The sequence below is a fragment of the Lacinutrix salivirga genome (assembly GCF_053604675.1).
Genome location: NZ_JBSHNP010000141.1, coordinates 142,826 through 158,520, shown reverse-complemented (window position 1 = coordinate 158,520; position 15,695 = coordinate 142,826). Strand labels below are relative to the sequence as shown.

Below are 15,695 nucleotides of genomic sequence, written 5' to 3'. Positions count from 1 at the left end.
ATATAGAAATATGAAAAATTTAAAACCAATAATAACACTTTTAATAATCGTACTTTTCTCTTGTAAATCAGACAAAAAGACGAGTCAAGATTTGGCAGAACATCAACAAAAAGAAGAAGCACAAACGCCTTTTGTTTGGGAAGCAGCAAACCTATATTTTCTGTTGACCGATCGTTTTAATAATGGTGATAAAACTAACGATGTTAATTATGGTAGGACTAAAAAAACAGCAGTGTTACGTGGTTTTGAAGGAGGCGATTTAAAAGGTGTGACACAAAAAATTGAAGAGGGTTACTTTACCAATCTAGGTGTTAACGCCATTTGGATGTCACCAATTGTAGAGCAAATAAATGGAGGAACAGATGAAGGAACTGGATTGACTTATGGTTTTCATGGCTATTGGACCAAAGATTGGACTAATATTGATGCTAATTTAGGTACTAAAGACGATTTAAAAAACTTAGTAGAAGCAGCACATCAAAAAGGTATCCGTATTTTGCTGGATGCGGTTATAAATCATACTGGTCCTGTAACAGAACAAGATCCTGTGTGGCCAAGTGATTGGGTAAGAACAGAACCACAATGTACTTACGATAATTACGATAATACAGTCACTTGTACATTGGTAAAAAACTTACCAGATATTAAAACCGAAAGTAATGATGCAGTAGAATTACCACCTCAATTAGTGCAAAAATGGAAAGACGAAGGGCGTTATGAGCAAGAAGTTGCAGAATTAGACGCATTTTTCAAAAAAACAGGCTATCCACGTGCACCTCGTTTTTATATCATGAAGTGGTTAAGTGATTATATTACAGATTTTGGAATTGATGGTTATAGAGTGGATACAGTAAAGCATACTGAGGAATTTGTTTGGCAAGAATTTAGAGAGGTTTGTGATAATGCTTTCGCAGAATTTAAGCAGCAAAACCCAAATAAGATTTTAGATGATAATGGGTTTTATTTAACAGGAGAAGTTTATAATTACGGAATTTCAGCTGGAAAAGCATTCGATTTTGGAGATAAAAAAGTCAATTATTTTGATAAAGCATTTAATAGCTTAATCAATTTTGAAATGAAATGGAATGCACAACAACAATCCTATGAAGAACAGTTTAATCGGTATAATACGATATTAAATAGTGACTTAAAAGGGTATGGCGTTTTAAACTATTTAACATCGCATGACGACGGTCAACCGTTTGATAAAAACAGAGAAAAAACATTTGAAACTGCAACCAGATTGTTACTATCACCTGGAGCATCTCAAATCTATTATGGTGACGAAACTGCAAGAGACTTAACTATTGAAGGTACAGTTGGTGATGCCACCTTACGTAGTTTTATGAATTGGGATGAGCTGTCACAACACCAAGATTTGCTTATCCATTGGCAAAAACTAGGGCAATTTAGGCGTAATCATCCAGCAATTGGAGCAGGACAACATGTAATGATTAGCGAATCACCTTACATATTTAGTAGAGTATATACCAATGGTGATTTTAAAGATCAAGTTATAGTAGCTATAGATTTCCCAAAAGAAACACAAATCATAAATGTGTCCTCAGTTTTTAAAGAAGGACAAAAAGTAAGAGATTTTTATTCAGGAGAACATTTTGAAGTTAAAAATGGAACTATCAATATTATATCAGACCAAAACATCATTTTATTAGAAGAATTAAAATAACAAACACATGAAAAAAGTAATTGTATTAGCCTTATTAATAGTAGCATTTGCTTGTAAAGATGAGCAGAAACATACAGAAACAAAAGCAGTTTCAGAAGAAAAACAAAAGCTTCAACCAATATCAGATTCAGATTTAGAAACTGCTATTATTTATGAAGCTAACATACGTCAATATTCACCTGAAGGGACGTTTGAGCAATTCACTAAAGACATTCCGCAGTTAAAACAATTAGGTGTAAAAGTCATTTGGTTAATGCCAATATTTCCTATTTCTGAAACTAAACGTAAAGCAACAGGTGGTGCAGATAGTAAGTTTGCAACCGATTTTCCAGAAGACGAACAAGCTAAATATTTAGGCAGTTATTATGCAGTGTCCGATTTTACTAAAATTAATCCAGAGTTTGGAACTATAGACGATTTTAGAAGCTTAGTAAAAACAGCTCACGATTATGGAATTTATGTCATTTTAGATTGGGTTCCTAATCACACAGGTTGGGATCATGAGTGGTTAAAAACTAATCCAGAATACTATACACAAAATGATAAAGTTGAAGTCGTGCATCCTGAAGGTACCGATTGGACTGATGTTGCCGATTTAAATTACGACAACCAAGACATGCGTAAAGAAATGATTGAAGATATGAGCTATTGGATTACAAAAGAAGGTGTTGACGGATTTAGATGCGATGTAGCAGGTTCTGTACCAACAGATTTTTGGCAGCAAGCCATCCCTAAATTACGCGCTCAAAAAGATATTTTTATGTTAGCTGAAGCTTGGGAACCAGAATTATTAAAAGATGGATTATTTGATATGGCTTATGGTTGGGATAGACATCATGCGATGAATGCAATAGCAAAAGGCGAAAAAGACGCAACAGCATGGACAGAAATGATGACAACAGATGCAGAGCGTTATGAAGCAGATGATATCCTGATGAATTTTGTAACTAACCACGATGAAAATTCATGGAATGGAACCATCAAAGAACGCATGGGAAACAATGGAGAAGCAATGACAGTATTAAGCTATTTAACACCAGGAATGCCACTAATTTATTCTGGTCAAGAGTATGATTTGGACCACAGATTATTGTTTTTTGAAAAAGATAGCTTTCCGCATACTAAAGGAAAAACATGGAAATTATTGGAGAAGTTAGCAACCCTTAAGCAAACAAATACTGCTCTACACGGAGGAAAAGATGCTGCTAAATTTAACACAATACCTAGTGATAAAGAAGTTATTGCGTTTTCTAGAACCAAAGGCGATAACGAAATTCTTTTTATTGCAAACGTCACTAATAAAGATCTTAAAGCTAAGATTGATTACAAAGGATCTTATATAGATTATTTGACTAATAAATCTATAAATCTTAACGATAATACAATTGATTTAATAGCCAATCAATACCTGGTTTTAGTAAAACAATAACTGTATTTTACTAAAAACTAATACAAAAAATCGGAGTTTACTCCGATTTTTTTTGTTTATATAATATTTGACTGTGGTTTTTATTTTATAAAAATAAAATTTATACCATGTCAACATATTAAATTCTTTACGACTAATCGTTATAATGCGTATTTTTGCGTAACTTAAAGACTATGATTACTAATTTAAACGACAATACCAATCTGCCTTTCTCTATTAAAATAAGTTTTAATAAACTTATTGAACGTTATGAGAAATTAGCAAACAGCAAAGACGAGTTTATTGCTGCGAAGGCACGTCGTGTTTTAAAAATACAAAAACCTTTCCCAGTGTTAAGAGATGGTTTTAGTGAAGTATCGGTTTTAGAGCAACATAAAAAAGAGATTCAAATTTTATTGCAGGATGCTTTTAGCGAAGTTTTAAGTTTAAACGAAATTAAAACCGCTAGTGTACCTTATCATAATTTTGTTTTTAACGCATCAGAACGTTTTAAAACTATTTTAGCAAAAGCAGGTAAAGACTTTACACCTGTAATAAAAAATATGCCAGAAAACGATTGGTATATTTTAGCTTGTACAATTATTATGCGCTACGTTTATGGTTATAATACCAATTTTAAGCGTCCGTTATACTATGAAATTCCTGACGAAAATGGCATTGTTAGAATCTATAAAATCATGTATAATGCAGATTTTATGGAGATTCTACCAACCGATAAAGCGCCTAAATTAACCAAAGAAGATTTAGACGAATTATTGGATAACTTTAATAATATTGAAATGTGGAAAGCTAAATTTCCACCAAATAGTTATATATCAAAAGGATTTGTAATTTCAAATATGTTTGATGTTACAGACGATCAATCCATATCAGATATAAAAACAACGCTTATAGGAAGCGCTAAACGTAAAGACCAAAGCTTTATGTTAGAGTTTCAAAGAGTTTTCCGATCGTTATTAAATTTAAAAGATCTACAAGTAGGTTTTTCTATTTATAATAAAGAAGACGACACTTTAATGAAAGTACACGACTCTAGTATAAATAGTTTTTTACTAAAAACTAAAGAAGAGTTTAGTTGCGAAAATTTGTTTTGTCATTATAGCTATAATAAAATACTAAATGATAAAACCAATCTTGCAATTTCAGATGTCGATAATAGCCTAAAGAAATCAAAAGGCGAAGCTCCACAAGTAAAGGCATTAGCAGAGCAAGGCTTTAAAAGTGCTATTTTTGCACCAATTGCAGAAAATGGTCAATTATTAGCTGTTTTAGAGTTAGTGTCTAAAAAAACTCATGCATTAAATAGTTTAAACGCAAATAAGTTGGCAGATGTTATGCCATTTATAGTATCTGCTGTTAAACGCTCTAAAATTGACGAAGAAAACTTAATCCAAGCCATTATACAACGCGAGTGTACCTCAATTCATCCAAGTGTAAAATGGAAATTTGAGCGTGCTGCAAGACATTTTATGGCGCAAGAGCACGCAGGCAAAGAAAACCCAATGTTTAGCAAAATTGCCTTTAAAAATGTCTATCCATTATTTGGTCAAATAGATGTAAAAGGCTCTTCAGATGCTAGAAACACTGCAACTCAAAAAGATTTATCGCTTCAGTTAAAAATGGTAGAACGCATAGTTAAAAGCGCATTTAAAACTGAAAAGCTTCCGATTTTTGAACAATTTTTATTTCAAATTAAAACTTATAAAAAAGCTTTAAGAGCAAACTTTAAAGTGGATAGTGAACAGCAAATCACACGTTTTTTTAAACAAGAAATCGAACCGCTTTTTAAATTTCAATTACAATCAAAATCTTATATTAAAGACGATATTGAAGATTACTTTTCGAAAGTAGATACAAATTTAGATGTTATTTATTACTACCGAAAAAATTACGACGACACCATAAGCCTCATTAATAAAAACATGTCGTCATTATTAGATAAAAAACAAGTTGAAGCTCAAAAAATGTATCCTCATTTTTTTGAACGTTTTAAAACCGATGGTGTAGAACATAATATGTACATTGGAGAAGCCATTACTAAAGAAAATTCTTTTAACGAAATTTATTTATATAACCTTAGACTATGGCAATTACAAGTTATGTGCGAAATGGAAAATGCATTTTATAATCGCCAACACGAATACCCAATTGCATTAGATGTTGCCTCTATGGTTTTGGTTTTTAACCAACCACTATCCATACGTTTTAGAGTAGATGAAAAGCATTTTGATGTTGATGGAACATATAATGCCAGATACGAAGTGGTTAAAAAACGTGTGGATAAAGCCAATATTAAAGGGACAAACGAGCGTATAACAGACAAAGGAAAGTTAACCATTGTGTATTCTCAAAAGGAAGACGAAGAGGAGTACTTACAATACATTAAATTCTTACAATCTAAACAAAAATTAGGTAACGAAGTAGAAATTTTAGAACTAGAGGATTTGCAAGGTGTCACAGGTTTAAAAGCGTTACGTGTTAATATTTTATACCAAAAAAAGAGCAATAAAAAAGAGTTTTATACCTACAATGATTTGATGAAAACTATCGAGTCTTAATAAGTTAAAATTAGACAAGAAGTTAAATTAATATTAACTGTAAGGAAAGCAATACTATTTCGACTATATTTATGTTGAAAAGCATATTGTATTAATTTAACAAAGAAAGGACTCATTATTATGCTTACTTGGAAAGAAGTGATCAACTTTTCCGTTAACGGAAACCCAACTCCAGAACGTCGTGTTGAAAAAACCGAAAAGGAGTGGAAGGCTCAATTAACTCCAGAGCAATTCAGAATTACCAGATTAAAAGGCACAGAAAGACCACACAGTGGCGAGCTTTGTAGTATTTATGATGAAGGCCAATACAATTGTATATGTTGTAATACGCCATTATTTGATTCTACTATAAAATTTAGTTCAGGATCAGGCTGGCCAAGTTTTACACAACCTATTAAGGAAAATGCTATTAAATACGAAAGAGATACCACTTTTGGGATGGTTCGTGTTGAGGTTATGTGTAATACTTGCGATGCGCACTTAGGTCATGTATTTCCTGATGGACCAGAACCAAGCGGATTACGTTATTGTATAAATTCGGAATCCATGCAGTTAGAAAAAAAGGAAGCTGGTAGTCATTAAAAATTCAATAATAAGTTACGCTACTGTAACTTTAACTTAACGAAAGAAAGGACAAAATAATGTCAAATCAAAAAGAGCAAACACCAGTGTTTAAAGCTCCAGAATTTAATGTACACCAATGGGTAGATAAAAAAGGAAAAGCAACAACTCCAATAAAATTATCAGATTTTAAAGGTAAATTTAAAATTATTTACTGTTTTCAAAGTTGGTGTCCAGGTTGCCACAGCAAAGGTTTGCCAGATTTAAAGAAAATGGTAAATGCTTTAAAAGAAAACAATAACATTGTATTTTTAGCTATACAAACGGTTTTTGAAGGACACCAAGCAAACACCTTTGAAAAAATGGTAGATATACAACAACAATATAAGTTAGAAATCCCATTTGGACATGATGCAGGAGAAGATGGACAATCAGTTTCTAATGTTATGAAAAATTACCAAACAAAAGGAACGCCTTGGTTTTTATTTATAGATAAGCACGATAATATTGTATTTAGTGAGTTCAATCTCAATGCAGATGCTGCAATCCAATTTTTAAAAACGTTATAAAATGGGAGCGATTCCAATTATAAAATTATATGGATCAGAAATATGCCATAAAACACAATATTATAAAGCAGAACTAGAGAATGCTGGGTTAGACTATCAGTTTCTAGATGTTGTTAAAAATGAAGACTATGCAGAAGAATTACGAGGACTTTATGTAAATAGAAAGTTAAATTTTCCAACAATTACAATAGGAAAAAAGAAACTAAGAAATCCTAGAAAAGAAGAATTAGACAAATGGTTAAACAAACTTAAATTAAGTAACATGGATAGTATTCACGATAAAAATAAAAAACAATTCATTTTAAAAACTAATGGAGAAAACGCACTAGTAGAGTATGAAATTCGCGATGATAAAATGTATTTAATTCATTCGGAAGTACCAAAAGAATTACAAGGACAAGGAATTGGTAAAACATTAGTTTTAAAAACGTTTGAGCAACTTACTAAGGAAGGTTACAAAGCTGTTGCAGTATGTAGTTATGTAAAAGCGGTAGCTTCTCGCAGTGAAAAATGGAATTCCATAATAGAGCATTAAATAGAACGGTTAATAAATGAAATTGAATACAAAAAATACATTTACACAACACTTACCAGCAGATCCTGTTTTAGAAAATACGAGAAGACAAGTAAAAAAAGCATGTTTTTCTTATGTAACTCCAAAGCAAACCTCTAATCCATTGGTGATTCACACCTCTCCAGAAATGGCTAGAAGTTTAGGCATTTCTCCAAAAGATTTAAAAACAGAAGTGTTTAAAAATGTGGTAACTGGCAATAAAGTATTACCTGAGACTAAACCTTATGCTATGTGTTATGGAGGCCATCAATTTGGTAATTGGGCAGGACAATTAGGAGATGGTCGCGCAATTAATTTAGCACAAATAGAGCACAATAGTAAACAATGGACACTGCAATTAAAAGGTGCAGGCGAAACACCATATTCGCGTACTGCAGATGGTTTAGCAGTGTTGCGATCATCTATTCGAGAGTATTTGTGTAGTGAGGCAATGTTTCATTTAGGAGTGCCAACAACACGTGCATTATCGCTTAGTTTATCTGGTGATTCTGTGTTGCGAGATGTAATGTATAATGGTAATCCTGAGTTCGAAAAAGGCGCCATTGTAGCAAGAGTTGCTCCAAGTTTTTTGCGTTTTGGTAATTACGAAATTTTAGCAGCAAGACAAGACAAGCAAACCTTAAAAACGTTAGTAGATTACACAATAAAACAGCACTTTAAATATTTAGGAACACCAAGTAAAGCAACTTATTTAAAATTTTTTAAAACAGTGTCTAACCTTAATTTAGAGATGGTAATCCATTGGCAACGCGTTGGTTTTGTACATGGTGTAATGAACACAGATAATATGTCTATTTTGGGTTTAACCATAGATTATGGACCTTATGGCTGGTTAGAAGGTTTTGATTTGGGTTGGACACCAAACACCACAGATAGCCAATTTAAACGCTATAGGTTTGGAAACCAACCAGAAATTGTACTTTGGAATTTATACCAATTAGCAAATGCCTTATATCCATTAATTGAAGATACGGAAGCACTACAAGAGGTTTTAGAATCCTTTAGAACAGATTATCAAACGCAGCATTTAGCCATGATGAAAGCTAAGCTTGGTTTAGAAAATGTAGATGAAAATGATGGTTTACTAATTCAAGATTTAGAAAAAATGCTTCAACTTACAGAGACAGATATGACTCTCTTTTTTAGGTTGTTAAGTAATTTTAAAAGCGAAGCGCCTTTAGAAGGATTAAAAGTTGTGAAAAAAGCATTTTACGTACCTAATGAAGTGTCAGACACAATTGCAAGCCAATGGAAAAACTGGTTTAACAAGTATGCATTACGTTTAAAAAACGAAACGCTTTCAGACAAAGAAAGACAAGAAAAAATGAATGCTGTTAACCCAAAATACGTCTTACGTAATTATATGGCACAATTGGCAATAGACGATGCAGATAAAGGTGATTATAAATTAATAGACGACTTGTTTCAGCTCTTAAAAAAGCCTTATGATGAGCAACCAGAACACGAAAAGTGGTTTGCAAAACGACCAGATTGGGCAAGGCATAAAGTAGGATGTTCCATGCTCTCTTGTAGCTCTTAAAGCTATGATAAACTATATAAATAAAATACCAGAAGGTTACTCTGAAGGGCATTATAACAACAAAAAATATAGCATAACTAAACAGACTTTTAACGCAGGGAAATCATTTAAAATTTACGCAAAGGAGTTACAAGGCAATGATTTTATTAGCCTGAATTATTATATTACATCAAGCAAGGAGTTATTAAAACCTTGTGAAATGCCAAAGCAAAAAGTAATAGATTTTTTAAAACACATTAAATTAAATACAGATGAAAAATTATAAAAAAGCATATATAGCAGGAGGTTGTTTTTGGGGAATGGAAGACCTCTTTAGAACCCAAAAAGGGATAAAAGATACAGAAGTAGGTTATATTGGAGGAGAGAATGAGAATCCAAGTTACAAATACCATCCAGGACATGCAGAAGGTATCGAGCTTACTTACGATGATACAGAAACTTCTTTTAAACACATATTAGATTATTTTTTCAGAATTCATAATCCAACAACAGTAGATAGACAAGGTAACGACATAGGTTCTAGTTACAGATCTGCAATATTTTTTCAAAATGAGGAAGAAAAAAAAGAAGCAGAAGAAATGATTAAAATTGTTAACGACTCAAAAAAATGGGAAGGCACTGTTGCAACAACACTAGAGCCTTATTCTAAATTCTGGCCAGCAGAACCAGACCACCAAGATTATTTAGTAAAAAATCCAAATGGCTATACGTGTCATTTTGAGCGCGATATTGATAGCTTTATAAAGTAAAATTTATGTCCAAAAGTCTAGAAAGCAAGGAAGCCGTTAATATGTAATGAGTAAACAACATGATTGAAATTAATAAACCATTACCAAATTGGGAAATATCTCCAATTTTTGAAGGCAAAGCTCCAAATATTAAAGATTTTATAGGGAAGCCTCTACTCATAATGTTTTTTAACTTAGGTTGTCCTGGTTGTAAAGGTAGAGCCTTGCCTTATGCTAATAGAGTGGTTGTAGAAAATGGAGATAAAGTAAATGTTGTAGGCATTCACACACGTTTTGAAGGTCAAAAATATGCGTCTCATGATTTTGAAAAAGCAAAAGAAGATTTTTATATACGTTTCCCTATTTATAAAGATCAAGAAGCAAATACCTTTAAAAAGTATCTTGCAAGAGGAACACCACATTGGATTTTAGTAAATGCTAATGGCGAATTAGAGTATTCAATCTTTGGATCTGACCCAAACATTGCATTGCTTCGTTTGGACTTTAAAATAAATGAATTGTTAAGTATATAATTGAAAAAACTTACTAAAATAGCGTTTGGAGGAGGTTGCCATTGGTGTACAGAGGCCGTTTTTCAAGCTTTAAAAGGCGTTGAAAATGTGGAGCAAGGCTACGTGGCTTCAGAGGGAGAAAATTCTAGTTTTTCCGAAGCTGTAATCGTTCATTTTAATCCTAATGAAATAAAGCTAAAAACTTTAACCGAAATTCATTTATTAACTCATAAAAGCTCTAGTAATCATTCTATGCGAACAAAATACCGTTCGGCAATTTATGCGTTTTCACAAGCACAATGCGAAGAAGCAAATGCTATTCTTGAAAGTTTTCAAAAGCATTTCGACTATAAAATAGTTACAAAAGTATATCCTTTTGTGAGTTTTAAAGCCTCGAGAGAAGCAATACAGAATTATTACCAGAAAAATCCAAATAAACCATTTTGCGAAACTTTTATTTCGCCTAAATTAAAGCTGCTAATCAACACTTTTTCTGAATTTACAAATCCAGAAAAATTAAAACACGTCATCTAATATGAAAAGTCAAAAATTAAATATTGAAAATTCAAAAGGATTGTCACTACAAGCCTATTTAGAGTTGCCTGCAAACCAAAAACCAAATTATTATGCAATTTTCGCACATTGTTTTACGTGTTCTAGTACGTTAAGTGCAGTAAAAAATATTAGTAGAGCATTAACCAATTATGGATTTGCAGTAGTGCGATTTGATTTTACGGGTTTAGGCAAAAGTGAAGGCGAATTTGCCGAGAGTCATTTTTCTGCTAATGTAGAAGATTTAATCGCTGTAAGCGACTATTTACAAGCAAACTTCGAAGCGCCTTCTCTACTAGTTGGTCACTCCCTTGGTGGAGCTGCTGTAATTTCTGCTGCTGCAAAATTAGATGCTGTAAAAGCAGTGGCAACACTTGGAGCTCCTGCAACAGTAAGTCATGTAAAACATTTGTTTTCGCACAATATAGATGAGATTAGAGAAAAAGGAGAAGTGGTAGTAAATATAGGAGGACGACCATTTAAAATTAATCCAGAATTTGTTGCCGATTTTGATAAAACCGATTTGCCTTCAATTGTAAAAACACTACGCAAACCCTTACTCATTATGCATTCTCCAACAGATACCATTGTAGGTATTAAAAATGCAGAAACTATTTATATAAATGCGCATCATCCAAAAAGCTTTGTGACTTTAGATAATGCAGACCATTTACTATCCAATACTAATGATAGTAACTATGCAGGTAATGTGATTGGGACTTGGGTTCAACGTTATTTTAAGCCTAAAGAGAATAAAATGTTAGAGACCAAAGGAGAGCAAATGGTTGGGCATTTAAATTTAATCGAAGATAATTTTACTACAGTAATACAAACAAAAAACCATACAATGGTTGCAGATGAACCTGCAAGTATTGGAGGTGATGACTTTGGACCTTCACCTTACGAATATCTAAACGCAGGTTTAGTTGCCTGTACTGCAATGACTTTAAAAATGTATGCACAACGAAAAAAATGGGATTTACAAGAGGTGTTTGTATATGTTACTCACTCTAGGAAACATAGTGATGATTTAAAAATAGAAGTAGAAAAGCCTACTTATTTAGATCATATTACTAAAAAATTAAAATTTGTTGGTAATTTAGACAACACACAAAAACAACGTTTAAAAGAAATTGCTTCGCGTTGTCCAGTTCACAAAACTTTAGCTAGAGAAGTTATTTTTGAAACATCAATAGTATAAATTTTAAAAAGAAAGTATGAGCCTAATACAAAATATAAAAACCTATTTTATAAAGAAAAGCAATAATGAGCCAACAGGAAAAGCTCCAGAAGGTGTTTGTCCTAATTGTTGGGGAAAGCAAGAATGGGATGGCGAATATTATAAATTTATAAAAGGTCAAAACCCAAATCCAAGCGAAGAAACATACAACTCTTTTGTAAAAGAGGTGGCACGTAAACTAGACAAAATCACAGTAAGTAAAAATAGTTATACCTGCGAAACGTGTAAAATAAGCTATAAAGACAAAGTATAGTTATTTAAATAAAATTTTAAGAGGATTTTTTATGTGTTGTGAAATCCTCTTATTTATTAAATTTATTATTTAGAATCTTTAAATGTGTATTGGTAAATTTTACCATCTTTTTTATTGTGCTCGTCCGTAATTAAAAGTGTAGAGCTGTTTTTAAATACTACACCTTCTTTTTGCGAATCATGATCAAAATTGTAAGATTCTATAGTGCCACTAAAAATATCTTCATTGTTATAATTACTCAGTTTCCAAACTTTATCATGGTTTAATAACACTATACTTTGGCCTGTTTCATTAATGTCTGCAGCAGTAATTAAATTGTTTTTTCCATCGAGTTTATGGCTAGAAACTAACTCTGCAATTTGATTTTCTGAACTATCATTAATTTTAAAAACTTTTGCCTTCGATTTTGTTTTGCTTATTATAAATAAGCTATTGTTATAATGGTAAAATGCTTCAAAATTTTCAGATTTCATCTTTTTTGGTAATTTAAAATGAAGCCTTTCAGCCGTAGCTTCCTCATTTAAATCATTAGTTATTGCCACTTTATAAATAGTAAAGTTTTTTCTTTTTTTAGAGTTGTTTCCAAAGTCACCAATGTAAATATTTCCATTAGTGTCACTGGCTAAATCTTCCCAATCTTTATTTTTAGAATTTTCAATTTCAATAGCCTTAATAATTTTTCCTTTTTCGTTTAAACCATAAAGTGTATTATCGTTACCGGAATCTTCAATCGTCCAATAAAGATTAGAAGTTGATACTATTTCAATAGCAGAAGATTCAGATAAATCCTTATCTATATCTGCAACAGTTTTTAGGTTTCCAGAATCACTAGCTAATAAAAGAATTAAAGAAAAAAATAAAGGTTTTAATGTAAAAGTCATAAATTGTGGTTTTTACATAAACTAAGAAGAATTTGAGGGAATTTCAAATTTAAAATCATAAATATTATTTAAAATTATAAGCAGTATGCCTTTAAAAATAGGACATAGAGGAGCAAAAGGGTATTTGCCAGAAAACACAATTCCTTCTTTTAAAAAAGCACTAGAATATAATGTAGATGGTATTGAACTCGATGTGCATTTGTGCGCTTCTGGAGAACTTGTAGTGTTTCATGATTTTACAATAGATAGATTAACAAACGGAAGTGGAGAAGTGTCGGAATTTACACTTCAGCAATTAAAAGCATTATATGTTGAAGAGAATTTTAAAATTCCCACTTTAGTGGAAGTTTTAGATGTTATTGACAAAAAGTGCTTGGTAAATATTGAATTAAAAGGCAAAAATACAGCACTTGCATGTTGTAAAATTATTGAAGATTATATAAGTAATGGTTGGAGATATTCCAATTTTATAGTGTCGAGTTTTCAGCACCAGGAATTAGAAAAGGTGTTTAAAGCCAACAAAAACATAGCTTTAGCAGTGCTTACAAAAGCGAATTTAGACGAGGCGATTACTTTTGCTGAAACTATAAAAGCGAAAGCAATACATCCTAATTTCTCACTACTTTCTAAACGAAATGTACAAGCAACACAAGCAAAAGGCTATTTGGTAAATACATGGACAGTAAATACAGAACAAGCCATTGCACGAATGAAAACCTACGAAGTAGATGGAATAATTTCTGATTTCCCAGACAGATTATGAAAGCAAAAGACGTAATAATTATAGGAGGAGGAGCTGCAGGCTATTTTGCTGCAATAAATTTGGCCGAACGCAGACCAGACCTAAACATCACTATTTTAGAGCGCGGAAAAGAAGTGCTAACCAAAGTAAAAGTCTCTGGTGGAGGACGCTGTAATGTGACTCATGCAGAATTTATTCCGCAAGAATTAATAGTAAATTACCCAAGAGGTGAAAAAGAATTATTAGGTCCTTTTCACACCTTTATGACAGGAGATACCATAGAATGGTTTGAAAAAAGAGGTGTGGAATTAAAAATTGAAGACGATGGAAGGATGTTTCCTATATCAAACTCCTCACAAACTATAATTGATTGTTTTAAAACTGAAGCCGATAAACATAATGTTGAGGTGTTATTAAACCACTCGGTAAAAAACATCGCTCAACAAAACAACAGTTGGCTAATTGAAACTAATGATAAGCAATTTGAAGCTAAAACCATAATTGTAGCCACAGGAAGCAATCCAAAAATATGGACTATTTTAAAACAACTAGGTCATACTATTGAAGATCCAGTACCATCGCTTTTCACTTTTGATATTAAGGATGAGCGCATTAAAAATATTCCTGGTGTAGTAGCACAAGACACACATATAAAAGTACTTGGAACGTCTTTAGAAAGCGAAGGTCCAATACTTATAACACACCTTGGTATGAGTGCGCCAGCCATTTTAAAACTCTCTGCCTTTGGCGCAATAGAGTTAGCAAAACGCAAGTATAACTTTAAAATTGAAGTTAACTTTATTAAACAAGAGTTTGAAGACTGTTTAGAGCAATTAAAAGCAATAAAGCAAGAGTTAGCTAAAAAAACAGTTTTAAAGTTTGCACAATTTAATTTAGCCAAACGTTTGTGGCAAAAACTTGTGGAAGCTGCTCAAATACAAGACCAACAAAAATGGGCAGATCTTAATAAAGACCAATTAGAGCAGTTAGCACATCAATTAACTAAAGCTGTATTTCAGGTTACTGGTAAAAGCACTTTTAAAGAAGAATTTGTAACAGCAGGAGGTATAAACCTTAAGGAAATTAACTTTAAAACTTTTGAAAGCAAATGCCATAAAAACCTTTATTTTGCTGGCGAAATATTGAATATAGACGCAATTACAGGAGGCTTTAATTTTCAAAACGCTTGGACTGGAGCTTATATTGTTTCACAGAGTATTTAAGCTTAAAAATTAAGCTTTAATTGTGTTCCAAGACATGGTAATGGCGTGCTCAATTTGATCGTGATTCATTGGTAGCTCTTCCTTATCTTTTAATCGTATCGCTGCAATAACGTTACCATAAATCATTTGCATAGTAAGTCTAACAGGTACATCTCTTAATTTTCCAATTTTAATTCCTTTTAAAAAGAAGTCTCTAATATTTATATAGTAAGGTACTGTTCTAGCAATTGTTTCTTTAGGAATTAATGGTGGCACAGCTATAAATTCTGAAAAATGAAAAGCTAATGGGTTGCTAACAAAATAGTTATAAAGGTTTAGCCACATGCGTTTAAATTGCTCTTCGTATGGCTGGTCCTCATTAATATTAGCCATTAAAACTACACCAAAATCCTTAAAAATCATCATGTAGAGTTCCTCAATAATTTGCTCTTTAGTTTCAAAATAATGATAAATAGTACCAACAGCAACATTAGCTTCTCTGGCAACCTGAGACATTGGAGTAGCGTGGAAACCTTGTTTCACAACCAATTCTAACATGGTAAGTAGGATTCTTTGTTTTTTGTCCATTTGTAGATTGAGTAATCGTTCGGGATGGCCAAAATATAAAAACTTGCCGATTGACAGAATGTTTTTTTGCTATTTTCGA

At 32.2% G+C, this 15,695-nt stretch carries 17 protein-coding genes; 15 read left to right on the top strand and 2 right to left on the bottom strand.

Features of this window, described 5'->3' with window-relative positions; translation table 11 throughout:
• Positions 1–10: 10 nt before the first annotated feature.
• From ACVC5O_RS14595 to ACVC5O_RS14535, 13 genes are all read left to right on the top strand, one after another.
• On the top strand, positions 11–1,687 hold the full coding sequence (locus tag ACVC5O_RS14595; protein ID WP_452222220.1) for an alpha-amylase family glycosyl hydrolase: 1,677 nt from the start codon (positions 11–13) through the stop codon (positions 1,685–1,687).
• A gap of 7 nt (positions 1,688–1,694) precedes the next feature.
• Positions 1,695–3,116 (top strand): alpha-amylase family glycosyl hydrolase, encoded by a 1,422-nt coding sequence (locus ACVC5O_RS14590; RefSeq protein ID WP_452222219.1) that lies wholly within the window; start codon positions 1,695–1,697, stop codon positions 3,114–3,116.
• Between the two features lie 173 nt (positions 3,117–3,289).
• Positions 3,290–5,674, top strand: coding sequence for a GAF domain-containing protein (locus ACVC5O_RS14585; protein WP_452222218.1), 2,385 nt, complete (start codon positions 3,290–3,292; stop codon positions 5,672–5,674).
• Positions 5,675–5,794: 120 nt separating this feature from the next.
• The gene (gene msrB / locus ACVC5O_RS14580) at positions 5,795–6,256 is read left to right on the top strand and encodes a peptide-methionine (R)-S-oxide reductase MsrB (RefSeq protein ID WP_452222217.1); all 462 of its coding nucleotides are present in this window, start codon (positions 5,795–5,797) and stop codon (positions 6,254–6,256) included.
• A gap of 59 nt (positions 6,257–6,315) precedes the next feature.
• Entirely contained in the window at positions 6,316–6,804 is a 489-nt protein-coding gene (locus ACVC5O_RS14575) for a peroxiredoxin family protein (RefSeq protein ID WP_452222216.1), read from the top strand.
• 1 nt (position 6,805) lies between these two features.
• Positions 6,806–7,339: an N-acetyltransferase gene (locus ACVC5O_RS14570; protein WP_452222215.1), complete on the top strand. Its 534-nt coding sequence runs from the start codon at positions 6,806–6,808 to the stop codon at positions 7,337–7,339.
• A gap of 16 nt (positions 7,340–7,355) precedes the next feature.
• Entirely contained in the window at positions 7,356–8,918 is a 1,563-nt protein-coding gene (locus tag ACVC5O_RS14565) for a protein adenylyltransferase SelO (RefSeq protein ID WP_452222214.1), read from the top strand.
• Positions 8,919–8,922: 4 nt separating this feature from the next.
• Positions 8,923–9,183 carry a peptide methionine sulfoxide reductase gene (locus tag ACVC5O_RS14560; RefSeq protein ID WP_452222213.1) on the top strand — a complete coding sequence of 87 codons (261 nt, stop codon included), beginning with the start codon at positions 8,923–8,925 and terminating at the stop codon, positions 9,181–9,183.
• The gene (gene msrA / locus ACVC5O_RS14555) at positions 9,170–9,667 is read left to right on the top strand and encodes a peptide-methionine (S)-S-oxide reductase MsrA (protein WP_452222212.1); all 498 of its coding nucleotides are present in this window, start codon (positions 9,170–9,172) and stop codon (positions 9,665–9,667) included. The genes ACVC5O_RS14560 and msrA overlap by 14 nt, the downstream gene beginning before the upstream one ends.
• A 59-nt stretch (positions 9,668–9,726) precedes the next feature.
• On the top strand, positions 9,727–10,179 hold the full coding sequence (locus tag ACVC5O_RS14550; RefSeq protein WP_452222211.1) for a TlpA family protein disulfide reductase: 453 nt from the start codon (positions 9,727–9,729) through the stop codon (positions 10,177–10,179).
• Positions 10,180–10,692, top strand: a complete 513-nt coding sequence (locus tag ACVC5O_RS14545; RefSeq protein WP_452222210.1) for a peptide-methionine (S)-S-oxide reductase — start codon at positions 10,180–10,182, stop codon at positions 10,690–10,692.
• 1 nt (position 10,693) lies between these two features.
• Positions 10,694–11,911, top strand: a complete 1,218-nt coding sequence (locus ACVC5O_RS14540) for a bifunctional alpha/beta hydrolase/OsmC family protein (RefSeq protein ID WP_452222209.1) — start codon at positions 10,694–10,696, stop codon at positions 11,909–11,911.
• A gap of 16 nt (positions 11,912–11,927) precedes the next feature.
• Positions 11,928–12,203: a hypothetical protein gene (locus ACVC5O_RS14535; RefSeq protein ID WP_452222208.1), complete on the top strand. Its 276-nt coding sequence runs from the start codon at positions 11,928–11,930 to the stop codon at positions 12,201–12,203.
• A 65-nt stretch (positions 12,204–12,268) separates the two neighbouring features.
• Here the strand turns inward: ACVC5O_RS14535 and ACVC5O_RS14530 are convergent, their stop codons facing one another.
• Entirely contained in the window at positions 12,269–13,084 is an 816-nt protein-coding gene (locus tag ACVC5O_RS14530; protein ID WP_452222207.1) for a hypothetical protein, read from the bottom strand.
• 85 nt (positions 13,085–13,169) lie between these two features.
• Between ACVC5O_RS14530 and ACVC5O_RS14525 the strand changes: the two genes are divergently transcribed.
• Both ACVC5O_RS14525 and ACVC5O_RS14520 read left to right on the top strand, forming a co-directional pair.
• Complete coding sequence (locus ACVC5O_RS14525; RefSeq protein WP_452222206.1) at positions 13,170–13,847, top strand: glycerophosphodiester phosphodiesterase; 678 nt, start codon at positions 13,170–13,172, stop codon at positions 13,845–13,847.
• Positions 13,844–15,049 (top strand): NAD(P)/FAD-dependent oxidoreductase, encoded by a 1,206-nt coding sequence (locus tag ACVC5O_RS14520; protein ID WP_452222205.1) that lies wholly within the window; start codon positions 13,844–13,846, stop codon positions 15,047–15,049. The genes ACVC5O_RS14525 and ACVC5O_RS14520 overlap by 4 nt, the downstream gene beginning before the upstream one ends.
• A gap of 9 nt (positions 15,050–15,058) precedes the next feature.
• Here the strand turns inward: ACVC5O_RS14520 and ACVC5O_RS14515 are convergent, their stop codons facing one another.
• Positions 15,059–15,616 carry a TetR/AcrR family transcriptional regulator gene (locus ACVC5O_RS14515; protein ID WP_452222204.1) on the bottom strand — a complete coding sequence of 186 codons (558 nt, stop codon included), beginning with the start codon at positions 15,614–15,616 and terminating at the stop codon, positions 15,059–15,061.
• Positions 15,617–15,695 lie beyond the last annotated feature (79 nt).